This is a genomic window from Aneurinibacillus uraniidurans, assembly GCF_028471905.1.
GTDB classification, from domain to species: Bacteria; Bacillota; Bacilli; order Aneurinibacillales; family Aneurinibacillaceae; genus Aneurinibacillus; species Aneurinibacillus uraniidurans.
This window is the reverse complement of sequence record NZ_CP116902.1, coordinates 464,218-479,548: the sequence shown is the minus strand read 5'-3', so window position 1 is coordinate 479,548 and position 15,331 is coordinate 464,218. Positions and strand designations below refer to the sequence as shown.

At 45.9% G+C, this 15,331-nt stretch carries 14 protein-coding genes; 1 reads left to right on the top strand and 13 read right to left on the bottom strand.

What is annotated here, in order from left to right:
• Positions 1-47: 47 nt before the first annotated feature.
• The 12 genes from PO771_RS02370 to PO771_RS02315 all read right to left on the bottom strand — a co-directional run bounded on the left by PO771_RS02370 (position 48) and on the right by PO771_RS02315 (position 11,086).
• Positions 48-1,136 carry a GerAB/ArcD/ProY family transporter gene (locus PO771_RS02370; RefSeq protein ID WP_272561704.1) on the bottom strand — a complete coding sequence of 363 codons (1,089 nt, stop codon included), beginning with the start codon at positions 1,134-1,136 and terminating at the stop codon, positions 48-50.
• 16 nt (positions 1,137-1,152) lie between these two features.
• Positions 1,153-1,389, bottom strand: coding sequence for a hypothetical protein (locus PO771_RS02365; RefSeq protein ID WP_272561703.1), 237 nt, complete (start codon positions 1,387-1,389; stop codon positions 1,153-1,155).
• A gap of 18 nt (positions 1,390-1,407) precedes the next feature.
• Positions 1,408-2,619 carry a Ger(x)C family spore germination protein gene (locus PO771_RS02360; RefSeq protein ID WP_272561702.1) on the bottom strand — a complete coding sequence of 404 codons (1,212 nt, stop codon included), beginning with the start codon at positions 2,617-2,619 and terminating at the stop codon, positions 1,408-1,410.
• Between the two features lie 24 nt (positions 2,620-2,643).
• The gene (locus PO771_RS02355) at positions 2,644-4,149 is read right to left on the bottom strand and encodes a spore germination protein (protein WP_272561701.1); all 1,506 of its coding nucleotides are present in this window, start codon (positions 4,147-4,149) and stop codon (positions 2,644-2,646) included.
• A gap of 22 nt (positions 4,150-4,171) precedes the next feature.
• Positions 4,172-4,519, bottom strand: a complete 348-nt coding sequence (locus tag PO771_RS02350) for a carboxymuconolactone decarboxylase family protein (protein ID WP_272561700.1) — start codon at positions 4,517-4,519, stop codon at positions 4,172-4,174.
• A 152-nt stretch (positions 4,520-4,671) separates the two neighbouring features.
• Positions 4,672-5,346 carry a LutC/YkgG family protein gene (locus tag PO771_RS02345; protein ID WP_272561699.1) on the bottom strand — a complete coding sequence of 225 codons (675 nt, stop codon included), beginning with the start codon at positions 5,344-5,346 and terminating at the stop codon, positions 4,672-4,674.
• Positions 5,346-6,845, bottom strand: a complete 1,500-nt coding sequence (locus PO771_RS02340) for a LutB/LldF family L-lactate oxidation iron-sulfur protein (RefSeq protein ID WP_272561698.1) — start codon at positions 6,843-6,845, stop codon at positions 5,346-5,348. The genes PO771_RS02345 and PO771_RS02340 overlap by 1 nt, the downstream gene beginning before the upstream one ends.
• Complete coding sequence (locus PO771_RS02335) at positions 6,842-7,576, bottom strand: (Fe-S)-binding protein (RefSeq protein WP_272561697.1); 735 nt, start codon at positions 7,574-7,576, stop codon at positions 6,842-6,844. Before PO771_RS02335 ends, PO771_RS02340 begins: the two co-directional genes overlap by 4 nt.
• Positions 7,577-7,687: 111 nt before the next feature.
• Positions 7,688-9,343, bottom strand: coding sequence for an L-lactate permease (gene lldP / locus PO771_RS02330; RefSeq protein WP_272561696.1), 1,656 nt, complete (start codon positions 9,341-9,343; stop codon positions 7,688-7,690).
• Between the two features lie 122 nt (positions 9,344-9,465).
• Positions 9,466-10,167: a FadR/GntR family transcriptional regulator gene (locus PO771_RS02325; protein WP_272561695.1), complete on the bottom strand. Its 702-nt coding sequence runs from the start codon at positions 10,165-10,167 to the stop codon at positions 9,466-9,468.
• Positions 10,168-10,292: 125 nt separating this feature from the next.
• Positions 10,293-10,790 carry a CcdC family protein gene (locus PO771_RS02320; RefSeq protein ID WP_272561694.1) on the bottom strand — a complete coding sequence of 166 codons (498 nt, stop codon included), beginning with the start codon at positions 10,788-10,790 and terminating at the stop codon, positions 10,293-10,295.
• A gap of 110 nt (positions 10,791-10,900) precedes the next feature.
• Complete coding sequence (locus tag PO771_RS02315) at positions 10,901-11,086, bottom strand: hypothetical protein (RefSeq protein ID WP_272561693.1); 186 nt, start codon at positions 11,084-11,086, stop codon at positions 10,901-10,903.
• Positions 11,087-11,245: 159 nt separating this feature from the next.
• Between PO771_RS02315 and acnA the strand changes: the two genes are divergently transcribed.
• Positions 11,246-13,984 carry an aconitate hydratase AcnA gene (gene acnA, locus PO771_RS02310; RefSeq protein ID WP_272561692.1) on the top strand — a complete coding sequence of 913 codons (2,739 nt, stop codon included), beginning with the start codon at positions 11,246-11,248 and terminating at the stop codon, positions 13,982-13,984.
• A 67-nt stretch (positions 13,985-14,051) separates the two neighbouring features.
• Here acnA and mnmA read toward each other — a convergent pair whose 3' ends face one another.
• A complete protein-coding gene (gene mnmA, locus PO771_RS02305) occupies positions 14,052-15,158 on the bottom strand; it encodes a tRNA 2-thiouridine(34) synthase MnmA (RefSeq protein WP_272561691.1) in 1,107 nt (368 codons plus the stop codon).
• Between the last annotated feature and the right edge of the window lie 173 nt (positions 15,159-15,331).

The window sequence follows — 15,331 nt, the reverse complement described above, 5'->3', positions numbered from 1 at the left end:
TCACTCGTAGTATGGCTGAATATCGCGAAGAATATGGAGATAACGCTTTACACTTTTTTTCGCAACATAGCTACCACCAATAATAAAGTTGGGAAAACCAGTCCATAGGTAGCAGAATATAGCCACCAAATGGATTCATTAAACTCTATAAGGTAGGGCGTATTCGGCACAAGCACGAGAGAAGCTACAATCAAAATCATACTGAAAGGTAGCGTCAAGATACGGTACTCTTTTAGCTTTACCAATTGAGCAAGTCCTAAGATAGATGCATAAAAGGCAAGGGACAGCTTAAAGAAAATGGTAATAAACCACATAATCGCCATAATCGCTTCGATGCGCGTAATAAAATTCGCGATATTGATTTTTTTCGCCAACAGATAGCTAGGATACGCATTTCCTGCGGTAGCAGTAGGGCCAAGTACAAGCACTGATAAAAATGTAAGAATGAATAACACAAATCCTCCTGCACCTGCCCCGATAACAAGTGCTTTTCCAACCTTGTCTTGCTTATCAACATACGGAATAAACATCGAAAAAACTACCAACTCAAAAAACGGGAACCCCATAAGCGGAAGAGAAGCACGTATGATCGGCTTTATTCCTTCTTCAAATACGGGCTGTATTTTTTTTATATCTACCTCAGGAATTAGAAACAAAATAAGGATCAGCAAAAGTAAAATGAACCATGGAAAAAAAATCTCCGCCGCTCCCGCTAACGTTTCCAATCCGAGACGGACACCCATAATCACAATGACAACAAACAAAATCTCGGCGAATTGAATCGGGGTTTCTGGCATAATTTGCGTGGTTAAAAAATCTCCAAGGTTTCGTAAAATAAGGGAGGCAATAATAAAGAAAAAGCAAATAAATAAAAAAGAAATTACTTTCCCCAACCACTTACCGAGAATCGTTTCGCTATATTCCACTAACGTCATATTTGGGAAATACTTTCCTAACCGGCTGTACAAACTTGTAGCTGCCACTCCCACTCCTATCCCTAAAATTGCACCCATCCAGGCATCTTGCTTTGCTTCGAAGGCAAGACTAGAAGGGGAAAGTAAAATCGAACTGCCAATTGTGTATAACATAACTAACAAAGCAAATGAACTCGCTCTAATTTTCCCTTCTCCACGCATCGTCTCACCGCCCTTTTTACTTTAAGACATTACGAATGACGTTACTAAGCGGCTTATACATACTTGTAAGCAAATCTAACGGATTCGGAATCCGCATATGTGAGAACTGCGCGATGCTAAGTCCTGTTCCCAGGATTAAAAACAGAAAAAATACCCACAATTCCTTTTTCTGTTTCTTTCGCACAAGAGCAGGGACTTCGATAAGCGCCTTTACAACTGCTATAAGCACGATTACAAGAACAATCCCCCACATACCGCTGTGTCCCTTTCATCATTTATGCTTTTCTAATTCATTGATAAAAGAATTTCCTGTAGTACCGGTACGTCGAACTTTGACATCCACGTTGACATGCACTGCAAGATTTGAAAATTCCTCACCCCAATTTTTCTCCAGTTGTTTCCATATTTTTGGATCAGCTCGATGAATGGCCTCTCCAAATCCAAAAATATCTGATTTATATTTTTGTTGTGCAGCCTTTATCGCCGACTCCATAAGTTCTTTTGTCTTTTTCTCGCCTTTTTTCTCGATGTCACGAATCGTCTTTAGCTTTGATAAATCAATGTTACACTGTACTTCCCCTATGTTTTCTTCCATAAAAACCTTAATATTGATCTCAGGTTTTCCGTTTTTCACCTTTGCTTTCATATCTGTCTTTGTGCGAATTACTTCAACCGTCACCTTCCCTCCTTTGGCGCATGGTACATATCCAACCGTACTTTTTACTTTTCCCATAATATAATTGTAGCCTTTGCTTTCATTCTCATTTAACCAGCCGACCAGCTTATCTTTTTTAAATACGCCAACGGATGTGTACCGCAAATAGGCGGGTGTATAAATTCGCCCTATATTCTCCATGGTTCTTGCCACCGGCTTTTCCCCTTTCAGTTCAACCGCTTGTAACACGGCCGCTTTGCCCGGACTTACTAAACTAGATAACAATTCATCCAAATGCACACCAACAGTAGGTGCCCAGGCCTTTTCTGACACCTGAAGAGAACTAAACAATTTAGCCGCCGGAAGCTTTTCAATCGCTGTAAAGGAACTAAGGACTTGCTTCACCTTCGTATTTTTTGCCACAGCGACGTAAAAATCGCTGCGCATTTCATGATCACGGGAAAAAAAGTCCAATACATTTCGTATTCCGCCACGTGCTACCTGTTCACTGATCACTACGATCCTCAGATGAGAAAAGTAAATCTTACGCGGAACTACGGTTGTCATCCGACGGAACGCCTCAAATATACTTTTCCCTTGCATCTCATACGTTGTGACCGGAGTATACATAGGCCCCCCTCCTCCTCCTTTCTGAGCAATAACCCCTGGATTCACAACTTGCACAAACAAAACATAGTTATCTTTTCGTTTATCTACTCCGATTGCTACCCCAATTGCAATCTCATTTAATTCTCTTCGATTCCAACATCCCGTTATTACCGTCACAATGATGAGGAGGCTTGCTAAAACGATAATCGTTCGCTTCATGCCATACTCCCCTTTTAATTTTCGTTATGGATTTCTTTTTTTCTGCCGAACAATGTTTTTTTGATTCAATAAGTGGGGGCGAGTACGCATTTTCTGCCAGGGTACACGAAGCAGATTGTCCTTCTGATCCGCTAACACAAATGGCGAAAAAGGCTTCATATAAGGAACCCCAAAAGAACGCAGGCTGCATAAATGAAGAATGATCGCAATGATCCCGACAATCATCCCATATAAACCAAACGATGCAGCAAGCCCCATCAAAATAAAACGCAGCATCCTTACAGAAATCCCTATATCGAAACTCGGAAATATAAAACTAGAAATAGCTGTGATAGACACAACAATGACCATAGCCGGCGATATCAGGCCTGCTTGTACGGCAGCTTGTCCAAGTACGAGAGCTCCTACAATCGAGATCGAGGTGCCAACGGCTCGCGGCATTCGAATCCCTGCCTCACGCAAAAGCTCAAACGTAATTTCCATCATCAGGGCCTCCACAAAAGCCGGAAACGGAATCCCTTCCCGCTGAGACGCCAAACTAATCAAAAGAGTGGTTGGCAGCATTTCCTGATGAAACGTTGTAATCGCAATATAGAGAGAGGGTGCCATCATGGAGATAAGCAAGGAAAGGTAGCGTAGAAAACGAAGCAGACCAAAATCAGAGCGATGATAATAATCTTCAGCCGACTGCAAGAACTGTGTAAACAACGCGGGGACTAGTAAGACAAACGGCGTTCCATCAACAAAAATGGCCACGCGTCCTTCCAGAAGCGCAGCGGCAACAATATCGGGTCGTTCTGTATTCAGTACAGTTGGAAAAGGCGTGTACGTCCTATCCTGAATCAGTTCCTCAATATACGCACTTTCAAGGATGCCATCGATATCAATTTGATCAAGCCGACGGTGCACCTCATCCACTACTTCATCAGCTACAATCCCTTTAACGTACATCATGGCGACGTCCGTTTGGGTAACCTGTCCAATCTGCTTTGTTTCCAACCAGAGATTCGGATTTTTGATTTTTCGCCTTACCATAGCCGTGTTCGTACGCAACGTTTCCGTAAAACCTTCCTGCGGTCCTCTGACGACTGTTTGCGCTGTCGGTTCCCCAACTCCCCGTGCTTCCCATCCTCTTGTGCTGACGGCTACACCTTGTGTACAACCCTCAATCAGAATAACCGTGTCACCAGACAAAATAGCTTTATATACAGCTTGGAAATCAGGAACAGATTGAATATCCCCTACTGTAATGGCGATTTGCTTACATACGGTTACTACATCTTGCTGCTGAACCTGCTCTGTCGTAAGATCTGCCGCTTCCATGTGTATCATAATGGACTCAATAAGACGGAATACCATCTCCTTGTCTGTCATGCCATCGATATAAATAAATCCAGCCTTGATCCCTTCTTTACCAAAACAAAACTCCCTACTAATCAAGTCTGTACTCTTTCCGGTTTGCTGCTTTATCTGCTGCATATTTTTTTCAAAGCTAGTGCTTAGTAAACTTTTTTGCTCCTCTCTCATCATGGTTTTACCATTCCCCTGCTGATTACTGGATTTGCCCTCGGAATTCGGACAGTGCATGCTGCACAAGCGAAAGCTGGGAAAAAGCTGAACCACCGCGTAGCGCAGCTGATACCTGGAACGCTTCGTAAACTTCCTGCTCACTTGCCCCTTTATGGAGCGCTTCCATTGTGTGATACAAAATACAATACTCATCCTGCGTCCCCAGACTTACGCCAAGCGCAATCAGATGCTTATCTTTCTGTGACACCGCTCCATCCGCAAACGCTGCTCCGGTGAATGCATGATAGGCATTCGTAAAATCCGAACTTGTTTGCTGAAACATCTTGACACTTTCTTTGTACTCATGAATGGCTTTTGTATATTCGTTCATATGGGTCACCTCGGTCAGTGTAAGTTCCTTTGTAGTATGTCTGGGGGAAAGAAAAAAATACCTATTTTCTTTTTTATCCCACTTGATTGCTACCCTAGACTCAACACATAAAAAGACCATACGCACCGCAGCACGTATGGTCCTTTTGCTCCTTACACAATAAGCGCATGCACAATTCCTGGTCCATGCACTCCGATTGTCAAATCATTTTCAATATCTGCTGACCGACTTGGACCACTGATAAAATGAATCCCTGCCGGCAGCTTCGTACCAAAACGACGAGTTAAGTCTTTCATCACTTCACCCATTCGCGTCTTCACATCTTCCGCCCGGATAATCGCGACAAACACAGTCGGCAGCAAACTAACCGAACGTCCCTGGGTGGAAGACGATACTGCCACCGTCGTTCCTGTATGCCCAATCGCATAATCCATCACAGCAATGCCAATGTCAGCCCCAGCAGCTTTCGCCAGCAAGTTATCCCCGTTTTCATTCCAGACAGTCATCTCAACATCCGGCAGCTCCGATTCGATCTTCAGCTCGTTCAAAGCTGGATGATCAAAGCGGATCATATATTTTGCCTTCATCGTCTGCGCCATCTTTACGATATAATTCCGTACGTCTTCCATACTTTCCACACGTTCTGCTGCCCCACCGTTTGCACGCCAGTTCGTCATGAATAGTTGGATTCGCTCATCCGGTGTCAGCTCATATTGCAGCCAGAAGTCCGGTGCCCCACGAAACGGGTGCTGTGGCTTCTCCGTTACACGCGGACGGTTCAAACGCTGCGCAATATGATTTAAAAATTCCTGTTCACTTATTGCCATTATTCTCTCCCCTCCTGCTTCCGTTTCGCTTCTTTCAGGCGTTTCAGCACAGCCGGGTCCATCTCGGCTACTTCCCGCTGCAAATCGTGGTCCAAGGCTTTCCACGAATCGCGGAACGACTCATTCGCCAGCGTTGGCGCATAACGGTATTCATTCCATGCTTTCAAAGGACCCAACTTTGATTTGATAACTCCATCCTGAGCAACGAACTTCTGACCAAGCTTACCAAGCTTTAAGGCCCGACGGAATCTCTTATGATCAGACATGACATATTTAAAGCCTTTAAACGCGCTTCGCTCCGCTCCTGGGGTCAACTCGCTCTCCACGTTCTGACGACGAATGTAGACGAGCATATCGTGCAGCGGAATTTTAACCGGACATGCCTCGTAGCATGCTCCACATAGACTGGATGCGTAAGCAACCTCGCCCCATTTCTGCTTATCCTCATTCAGACGCGGGGTTAATACAGCCCCAATCGGACCACTGTACACCCAGCCATACGTATGGCCGCCGACATGACGATATACCGGACACGCATTTAAGCAGGCTCCGCAACGAATACAGTTCAACACTTCCTGAAACTCCGGGTCACCTAGCTGCTGAGAACGACCATTATCCAAAATGATAAGGTGCATCTCTTCCGGCCCGTCCGAATCCTCGCGGCGGCGCGGTCCTGTAATTACCGACATATAAACAGTCAGCTTCTGACCCGTTGCCGAACGCGGCAGCATCGTCGCCATCACTTCCAGATCGTCAAGCGATGGAATGATGCGCTCCATTCCCATATACGTAATCTGCGTCTTCGGCACCGTACTTACCATCCGAGCGTTTCCTTCATTTGAAAACAATGAGATCGAGCCCGTTTCCGCAATCGCAAAGTTACAGCCAGTCATGCCGATATCCGCTTCAAGAAACTTCTCTCGCAGTTTCGCCCGCGCAAAACCAGCCAGCACCGGTGTATCGGCTGGAAGCGTTTCGCCCGCCTCCTCTGAAAACAGGTCGGCTACTTGTTGTTTGTTTTTGTGAATGGCCGGAATGATGATATGAGACGGCGTTTCACCCGCGAGTTGAATGATATATTCACCAAGATCCGTCTCAATCGCTTCAACCCCGATCTCTTCGAGGCGGTGATTAATATGAAGCTCCTCCGATACCATGGACTTGGATTTCACGACCGAACGCGCTTGCTTCTCTTTGGCAATCTGCATCGTAATGTCTACCGCATCCTGAGCCGTGTGGGCGAAGTGAACGTGTATCCCCGCCTCGCGTGCATTTTGCACAAATTGCCCAAGATAATAATCAAGATTCGCAATCGTGTGCAGGCGAATCTGACGGGCACGTTCTCGCCACTCTTCCCAGTTGCCCAGTTCTTCTGACGCAAGCTTCTTACCAGAGCGCAGCTTTTCTGTCGTATATTTAACTGCATTACGAAGGAACTCGTCATTTAAGGATACGTGAGCACGTTCTTTTAGTTTTAACTTTGGATCTAATGAACTCATGACTGTTGTTTCACCCCTTCGTACAGCAATTCTGCGATATGCATCACTCGTATCGGCTTCCCTTCCCGACTTAGACGACCTGAAATATTCATCAGACAGCCCATATCCATGCCAACCAACACCTCAGCATCCGTTTCCAGTACATGATTAGCTTTCTCTTCGACCATCGCACCGGAAATCTCCGACATTTTGATTGCGAATGTCCCTCCGAAACCACAGCAATCTTCGGCAAACGGTAGCGGAACGAACTCCATTCCTTTGACGTTTTCAAGCAGCGTACGCGGCTCCTCTTTAATGCCAAGCAGACGACTGCCGTGGCAGGATGGATGATACGTTACTTTATGCGGAAAATATGCCCCGATATCTGTTACACCAAGTACGCCAACGAGAAACTGAGAGAACTCATACGTCTTCTCGACAAAGGCTTCCGCACGCTTCAGCATAACTGGATCATCTTTAAACAACTGCGGGTAATAATGATGAATCATCCCCGTACAAGACCCGGATGGCGAAACAACAAAATCACTGTCTTCAAATGCATCCAGCAATGTTTTCGCGCTCGCCCGCGCTTCGTCCCAATAGCCGCTGTTAAACGCTGGCTGTCCACAGCACGTCTGCGTCTCAGGAAAATGCAACTTTACACCTTGTCTTGCCAATAAACGTGCCATCGCTTCGCCTACACGCGGATAAATTGCGTCTGACAGGCACGTAATAAAAATCGACACTTTCATGATTGATTCCTCCATTCATCTAAACAACAAGAGGGAGAACCGCCATCAGACTTCCCAGCGACCTCTCCCATCTACTTTTTCTTTCAATATCTCTTCCCGTATTTCTCTATCTTACGGAATCATCCATGGCAGCATATATGCCTGGATGTATGTGATCACCCCAACGATCGTGGCAAAGAACAAGCTGTGCTTTAGCGTGAAGCGGAACAGATCAGACTCTTTACCAACCAGCCCTACCGCCGCACAGGCTACCGCAATCGACTGCGGCGAAATCATCTTACCGGTAACTCCACCTGTTGTATTTGCCGCTACAAGCAGCGTCTCTTTTACACCAATTTGCTGCGCCGTTACACTCTGCAAGTTACAGAACAGCGCATTGCTTGACGTATCGGAACCGGTGAGGAATACCCCCAGCCAGCCAAGGAATGGCGAGAAGAACGGGAACAATCCGCCTGCCCCTGCCAGTACAAGTGCCAGTGTAGAAGATAGACCCGAATAGTTGGCTATCATCGCAAACGCAAGCACCAGGCCGATTGACAGAATTGGCTTTTTCAATTCTGCTAACGTCTCGCCAAACAATTTGACTCCTTCACTCGGCTTAAGCTTCAAAACAACCATCGTAATAATCGCAGCTAGTAAAATCGCTGTACCGGTTGCCGATAAAATATCGAACTTAAACACCGCATCATACGGCGTTGGCTTCGTTACAATTGGCTGTGCTTTAATGACAAGCTTATCAAGATACGGCACCGGAATTTTAAAGACGAGCGCTTTTAATGGGCCTGTCTTCCCGAACAAATCTTTAAACGGCTGTAAACTCCAAATCGTTACCATCAAGGTCAGAATAATAAACGGAGACCACGCTTTAAAAATCTGTCCACCCGTATATTTTACTTCCGTGTTTACTTTCTCTACACTTGCAGAGCCACCGTTTTCAAAACGGAAGATTCGCTTTGGTTTCCATACTTTAAGGAATCCAGCTAACGCAATCAGGCTGACGAGCGCAGATGTAATATCCGGCAACTCCGGTCCGATGAAATTAGCTGTAAAATACTGTGTAATCGCAAATGATCCACCTGCCACTAAAATAGCCGGCCATGTCTCACGCACACCGCGAATCCCATCCATAATTATGATAAGCCAGAACGGTACGAACAACGAAAGCAGCGGCAATTGGCGGCCCGCCATCTGTCCAATATGAAGTGCCTCAATTCCAGTAACCTGTCCAGCGGTTATAATCGGAACTCCCATCGCCCCGAATGCTACCGGCGCTGTGTTGGCAATCAAACACAAACCTGCCGCATACAGCGGATTAAATCCAAGGCCAACGAGCAGTGCCGCTGTAATGGCTACTGGTGCACCAAAGCCAGCTGCCCCTTCGAGAAACGCACCAAACGCAAAGCCAACAAGCAGCATTTGGAGACGCTGATCTTCCGTAATCGATACTACAGACGAACGAATGATTTCGAATTGCCCGGTTTTCACTGTGATTTTATACAAAAAGACAGCGGTTACAATGATCCAGGCAATCGGCCATAACCCATACATAAATCCATACCCTGTAGCTGCAAGTGCCATCGAGACTGGCATTTTGTATACAAGTATGGCAATCACAAGCGACAGCAGAACTGTAATCAAGCCTGCAGTATGTCCCTTCATTCGAAACACAGTAAGTGCCAGGAAGAAGAAAACAATTGGAATAAGTGCAACAACAGCTGACAACCCTAGGCTTCCTAGCGGACTGTATATTTGTGTCCACGTTTGCATGATATCCACCTCTTTTTTCTCTGTAACTGTTTTTTATATGGCAAGCCTTGCGGCGTATACCCTCTTTTATATTTTTAGGTCATCTGAAGTCAGGTCATCCGATGTTATGTGATAAAAAAATGCTAAGACAGCATCTTTTTCTCCACTCCTACTAGATGATACAACATGGCCTCTTCTGCCTTGTTTACGTTTTGCGCACGAATGGCCTCATAGATACCTACATGCTCCTGGTACAGTGCTTCCGGATTTCCACGGCGCGTATACAGTTTCATTCGACTCGTACGCAGGGCTGTCTCCATTGTTTCTGAAATGGACAGCATGACAGATTCAAGCACATGGTTATGAGAAGCACGGGCTACTGCGTAATGAAACTTCCAATCAGCCTCATGTCCAAGTTCACCATTCTCAAGTGCCTGCTTCATACAAGAAAGCGCTTTCTCTATTTCCAGTAATTCACCGTCTGTTCTACGTTCAGCAGCCAGTTTGGCCGTTCCACTTTCAATGATTTTACGAACTTCAAGAAGAGAAATGATATCCTGTCGAGTAACCGGACGAATCGCTTCAAATGCCGACAGCAGTTCTTCCGGGTTATACTGCGTCACAAATGTACCTTCTCCCTGCTTGATTATGATCAGACCCATCGTTTTGAGTGAACTTAATGCTTCCCGAATGGTTGATTGGCTCACACCAAGCATGTCCTTAAGTTCGCGTAATGAAGGTAATTGCTCACCAGGCATATATCCCCCTGACACAATTAGCTCACGTAAATACTCGGTTACCTCTTCATATGTTTTTCGCGTCCGTATCATTGGTACCGTTTTCACGTAAACGTCACCTTCCTGTGTAATCAGATCATCTGATGTTACTCGAATGAAATCATAATAATAACTTTTCAGTCTTTTGTCAATATTCACAGACAATATATTTTAAACATACAAAAAGCCGCTCACTAGCGGCCTGGATCCATCGTAAGATTATAGTCATTTTTTAGGTCACGCTGAAAACGCATATACGTAAAGTACATCGCAATTCGCCATGTCACAATCATCCCGAATGCAAGGATAAAGAAGATCCCGGCTGTTTCCATTGGGTTGATATACATGCCAATGTACGATTTCAAAGTCGTCCGAATTGCAATCAGACCAAGCAAAATAAATACAAAGGCTTTCGAGCGCTTCATGTATATATGATCGCCAACTACTTCAAAACGTGATGTTACAATCAACGGATACGACAGCACCATTCCAAAGACAAATGCAGCAACCGCATACGAGACCGGTACATGCGTAGGCGGATAAAGAAACATCGTAAATCCCGTACTCATAAAAAAGGGTGGGAGCACAATCTTTTTAACCGAAACTGGCTTTTTGGCCGCACGCATTCGTATAAAAAAAACCGTTACAGCCATGAAAAGTACTACAAACGTACTTAGTACAGCTACATTCATGAGACATTCTCCTTTCTATACAATTTCATTATACATCAGCTTTTTTATTCGTCAAAAAGAAGTGCCATCCGTATCTGGATCAGGATGGCACTTTTTCTCTCCTACGTATGCTACTCTGTTTGCTGGTAATCAGCCGCATTCTCAACCAGATCATTACGCATAGTCGGGGTTTCGTATGCGATCACTTCATCTACCACACCGCCCCCTTCATCCATCATGCGGTCCATTCCTTCTGACACATCCTCAATAAACGCCATATGTTCGCGCTCATTCGGATCATATTGGGTATGCGTCATAAAACATGTCCTCCTTTGAAATCGTGAAGTGTAAGAAGTACATTACTTAGCATGAAGTAAGCAAGAATACTTCATACATCCTTCCTTTTCCACACTTATAGTTCGTATAAAACCGTACATACTAAAACAGCACAAATCTGGATACACGGAGGTACTTGTATGATCAATAAACAATCTTTACGTGATATATGCCGTGCACAGCTTCCGAGTGGGCAGACGTATTATCGTCTACAAGCACTCGAAGAAAACGGCCTTGGGCCAATCGCCCACCTGCCTGTTTCAATCAAAATTTTACTTGAAGCCGTCCTGCGTAATATGGATGGGCGGGCGATTACAGAGGAACATGTAAAACGAGTTGCATCCTGGAATCCAAATCCCGCACGGGAAGACATGCATGAAGTTCCGTTTCTGCCTGCCCGCGTAATTCTGCAAGATTTCACAGGTGTTCCGGCTGTCGTCGATCTTGCTGCGATGCGTCAGGCAGTAGCTAAACTCGGCATACCCGCTGAAAAAATCAATCCGCTCATTCCTGTTGATCTTGTCATTGATCACTCTGTACAGGTCGATGAGGCCGGTTCGGAAACAGCGCTCAGCCACAATATGGAGCGCGAGTTCGAGCGCAATCTGGAACGCTATGAGTTCCTGCGCTGGGCAACTCAAGCGTTCTCGAACTTCCGCGCAGTCCCGCCAGCTGTCGGCATCGTGCATCAGGTTAACATCGAGTATCTCGCATCCGTTGTAACCGAACGAAAAATGGGAGAAGGCATGACTGTATTTCCTGATTCACTTGTCGGTACGGATTCCCATACAACAATGGCAAACGGACTTGGCGTACTTGGCTGGGGTGTTGGGGGGATCGAAGCAGAGGCAGCTATGCTTGGTCAACCTATGTATTTTCTGCTTCCGCGCGTCGTCGGCTTCGAGTTAACTGGCGAACTCCCGGAAGGATCAACTGCGACCGACCTTGCACTTACGGTTACGAATATTTTGCGTAAAAAAGGTGTGGTTGGAAAGTTCGTGGAGTTCTTCGGATCAGGACTGTCCACTATGCCGCTTGAAGACCGAGCAACTGTTGCCAATATGGCACCAGAATATGGAGCTACCGTCGGCTTCTTCCCAATTGACGAGCAGACACTGCGCTATTTACGCACAACCGGACGCTCTGAAGAGCACATCAAGCTTGTAGAAGAATATGCAAAAACACAAGGCATGTTCCGAGATGATACGACATCACTAACGTACTCAGAAGTGCTCACACTTGATCTATCTTCTGTCGTACCATCACTTGCCGGACCGAAGCGCCCGCAGGATCGGATTGAACTGACGCACATGAAGGAAGACTTTGAGAAAACGATTCGCAAACCAATCAAAGAAGGCGGCTTCGGCCTGTCAGATGAAAAAATCAATCAGGAAGTAACGGTTACGTATCCAGATGGTAACACGGCCTCATTACATAATGGCTCCGTTGTCATCGCAGCGATTACAAGCTGTACGAATACATCCAATCCATCTGTTATGCTCGGCGCGGGACTCCTCGCCAAAAAAGCTGTCGAGAAAGGGCTTCGCCGCAATCCGAATGTAAAATCCAGCCTTGCCCCTGGCTCCCGTGTCGTTACGCAGTATCTTGATGATGCTAAGCTGACACAATATTTGGACCAGCTTGGATTTCAAACCGTTGGCTACGGCTGTACAACATGTATCGGTAACAGCGGCCCGCTCACCCCGGAAGTGTCTCGTTCCATTCAAGAAAATGATTTGACTGTAGCGGCTGTGTTAAGCGGAAACCGTAACTTTGAGGGTCGTATTCACCCACTTGTCAAAGCTAACTATCTGGCTTCCCCTCTGCTTGTGGTTGCGTATGCGCTTGCCGGAACAATGGATATTGACCTGTTCAACGACCCTATCGGACATGATGACAACAATAACCCGGTTTATCTGAAAGATATTTGGCCATCGCCTGCCGAAGTCCAGGCTGTGATTGATTCTGTTATTACACCGGAAATGTATCGTGAAAAATATAACAATGTCCATGCCTTTAACAAACGCTGGAATGAAATCGAGATTCCAAAAGAGCAAATTTATACGTGGGATGAGCAATCCACATATATTCAGTCGCCACCTTTCTTTACGGACTTCTCGCTCGATGTTCATCCGATCAAACCGATTCAGAATGCCAAATTGCTCGCCTTACTCGGCAATTCCGTTACAACTGATCACATCTCCCCGGCGGGTGCGATTAAGCCAGACGGTCCAGCAGGTCTGTATTTGCAATCTAAAGGCGTCGAGATACGCGACTTTAACTCCTTCGGCTCACGTCGAGGAAATCACGAGGTCATGATGCGCGGCACATTCGCTAACATCCGGATCCGTAACCTGCTTGCTCCTGGAACAGAAGGAGGTGTCACGACATACTTACCAACTGGAGAAGTCATATCCATTTATGATGCGGCCATGAAATATCAGGAATCCGACACACCGCTCATGATTATCGCTGGTAAAGAATATGGAACCGGAAGCTCTCGTGACTGGGCAGCCAAAGGAACGCTGTTACTTGGAGTTAAGGCCGTCATCGCTGAAAGCTACGAGCGAATTCATCGCAGCAATCTGGTCGGTATGGGTGTACTTCCGCTTCAATTCCAGGAAGGTGAAAATGCAGAAAGCGTTGGCATCCAAGGAAATGAAACTTTTTCAATTGTTGATTTCGGAGATAATGTACAGCCGCGTCAGAACGTTACTGTTCAAGCGACACGACCGGATGGTTCAACTTTCTCTTTCGTTTGTATCGTTCGACTTGATACCGATGTCGAGATTGATTATTACCGAAACGGTGGAATTCTCCAGATGGTGCTCCGCAATCTGGTTCAGGAACCGCCTGAATCAATTCCATCCCCTTCCTAATCTTCACAGAAAAAAAGCTGTACATCTGCCAGAAGGCAGGCGTACAGCTTTTTTCATAAAGTTGATGTTACGCTTGATTTTTCTCCGTTCGATCAATCGTGGCACCGCCAAGACATACTTCTCCATCATAGAACACAACCGCTTGTCCTGGTGTAATCGCACGCTGTGGTTCATCGAACACGACCCGGCAGCGATTCCCCTCTTCCACATGTACGGTTACCCCCTGATCCGGCTGGCGATAGCGGAATTTCGCTGTACAGCGGAATGTAGCAGGCTTCGCCCGGTCGCTTACCCAATGCAAGTCGCTTGCTTCCAGCCAGTCTGTATACAGGCGATCATGGTCACCTTGCGCTACGTATAAAACATTTTGCGCGAGGTCTTTGCCGACAACAAACCACGGTTCCCCTGTTCCAGTGCCGCCACCACCAATTCCAAGCCCTTGACGCTGACCAAGTGTGTAGTACATAAGCCCATCATGTCGGCCTTTGACTTCACCGTTGACACTGCGAATCTCACCTGGATTTGCTGGAAGATACGAGCTTAAGAATTCTTTGAAATTACGCTCCCCAATGAAGCAAATACCTGTGCTGTCTTTCTTCTTCGCCGTCGCTAGTCCAGCTTTTTCAGCAATGGCACGTACTTCTGTTTTCGGCAGATGGCCCAATGGGAACATCGTCTTCGATAACTGTTCCTGACCGAGCTGATTAAGGAAATACGTCTGATCCTTACGCGCATCCGCACCACGCAGCATGCGGTACTCACCGTCATGGAAATCCACCTGCGCATAATGACCCGTAGCCAGATAATCAGCACCCAGATCAAGTGCACGCTCAAGGAAGGCTTTGAACTTAATTTCCTTATTGCACATCACGTCTGGATTTGGCGTCCGCCCTTTTTTGTATTCATCCAGGAAATACGTGAATACCTTATCCCAATATTCTTTCTCGAAATTCACTGTATAGTATGGAATCCCAATCTGACCGCATACCCGGCGCACATCTTCGTAATCTTCTTCGGCTGTGCAGTGGCCGAACTCATCCGTGTCATCCCAGTTTTTCATAAAGATGCCGATCACATCGTATCCCTGCTGTTTGAGCAAAAGGGCCGCGACCGAAGAATCCACGCCGCCAGACATTCCTACTACGACTCTTGTATTTTCTGGTGCTTTATTCATCTATATCAACTTCCTTATTTGCATAATTCGGAAGCAAGTCTGCTTCGTTCACTCATTATAGCAAATCCGCTTCTGTACAACCAAATTTATTTAGCTGAGTCATCCGCATGCACCTGTAGCTTTCCCTACCATTCTTCATCATTAATTAAAATTTTCTGAAAAAATGTGACAAA

What these genes read in the sequence shown, in the direction of transcription:
- PO771_RS02370 (WP_272561704.1), bottom strand. Translation starts at nt 1,136, where the DNA reads ATGCGTGGAGAAGGGAAAATTAGAGCGAGTTCATTTGCTTTGTTAGTT.
- PO771_RS02365 (WP_272561703.1), bottom strand. Translation starts at nt 1,389, where the DNA reads ATGTGGGGGATTGTTCTTGTAATCGTGCTTATAGCAGTTGTAAAGGCG.
- PO771_RS02360 (WP_272561702.1), bottom strand. Translation starts at nt 2,619, where the DNA reads ATGAAGCGAACGATTATCGTTTTAGCAAGCCTCCTCATCATTGTGACG.
- PO771_RS02355 (WP_272561701.1), bottom strand. Translation starts at nt 4,149, where the DNA reads ATGATGAGAGAGGAGCAAAAAAGTTTACTAAGCACTAGCTTTGAAAAA.
- PO771_RS02350 (WP_272561700.1), bottom strand. Translation starts at nt 4,519, where the DNA reads ATGAACGAATATACAAAAGCCATTCATGAGTACAAAGAAAGTGTCAAG.
- PO771_RS02345 (WP_272561699.1), bottom strand. Translation starts at nt 5,346, where the DNA reads ATGGCAATAAGTGAACAGGAATTTTTAAATCATATTGCGCAGCGTTTG.
- PO771_RS02340 (WP_272561698.1), bottom strand. Translation starts at nt 6,845, where the DNA reads ATGAGTTCATTAGATCCAAAGTTAAAACTAAAAGAACGTGCTCACGTA.
- PO771_RS02335 (WP_272561697.1), bottom strand. Translation starts at nt 7,576, where the DNA reads ATGAAAGTGTCGATTTTTATTACGTGCCTGTCAGACGCAATTTATCCG.
- lldP (WP_272561696.1), bottom strand. Translation starts at nt 9,343, where the DNA reads ATGCAAACGTGGACACAAATATACAGTCCGCTAGGAAGCCTAGGGTTG.
- PO771_RS02320 (WP_272561694.1), bottom strand. Translation starts at nt 10,790, where the DNA reads ATGAATGTAGCTGTACTAAGTACGTTTGTAGTACTTTTCATGGCTGTA.
- PO771_RS02315 (WP_272561693.1), bottom strand. Translation starts at nt 11,086, where the DNA reads ATGACGCATACCCAATATGATCCGAATGAGCGCGAACATATGGCGTTT.
- acnA (WP_272561692.1), top strand. Translation starts at nt 11,246, where the DNA reads ATGATCAATAAACAATCTTTACGTGATATATGCCGTGCACAGCTTCCG.
- mnmA (WP_272561691.1), bottom strand. Translation starts at nt 15,158, where the DNA reads ATGAATAAAGCACCAGAAAATACAAGAGTCGTAGTAGGAATGTCTGGC.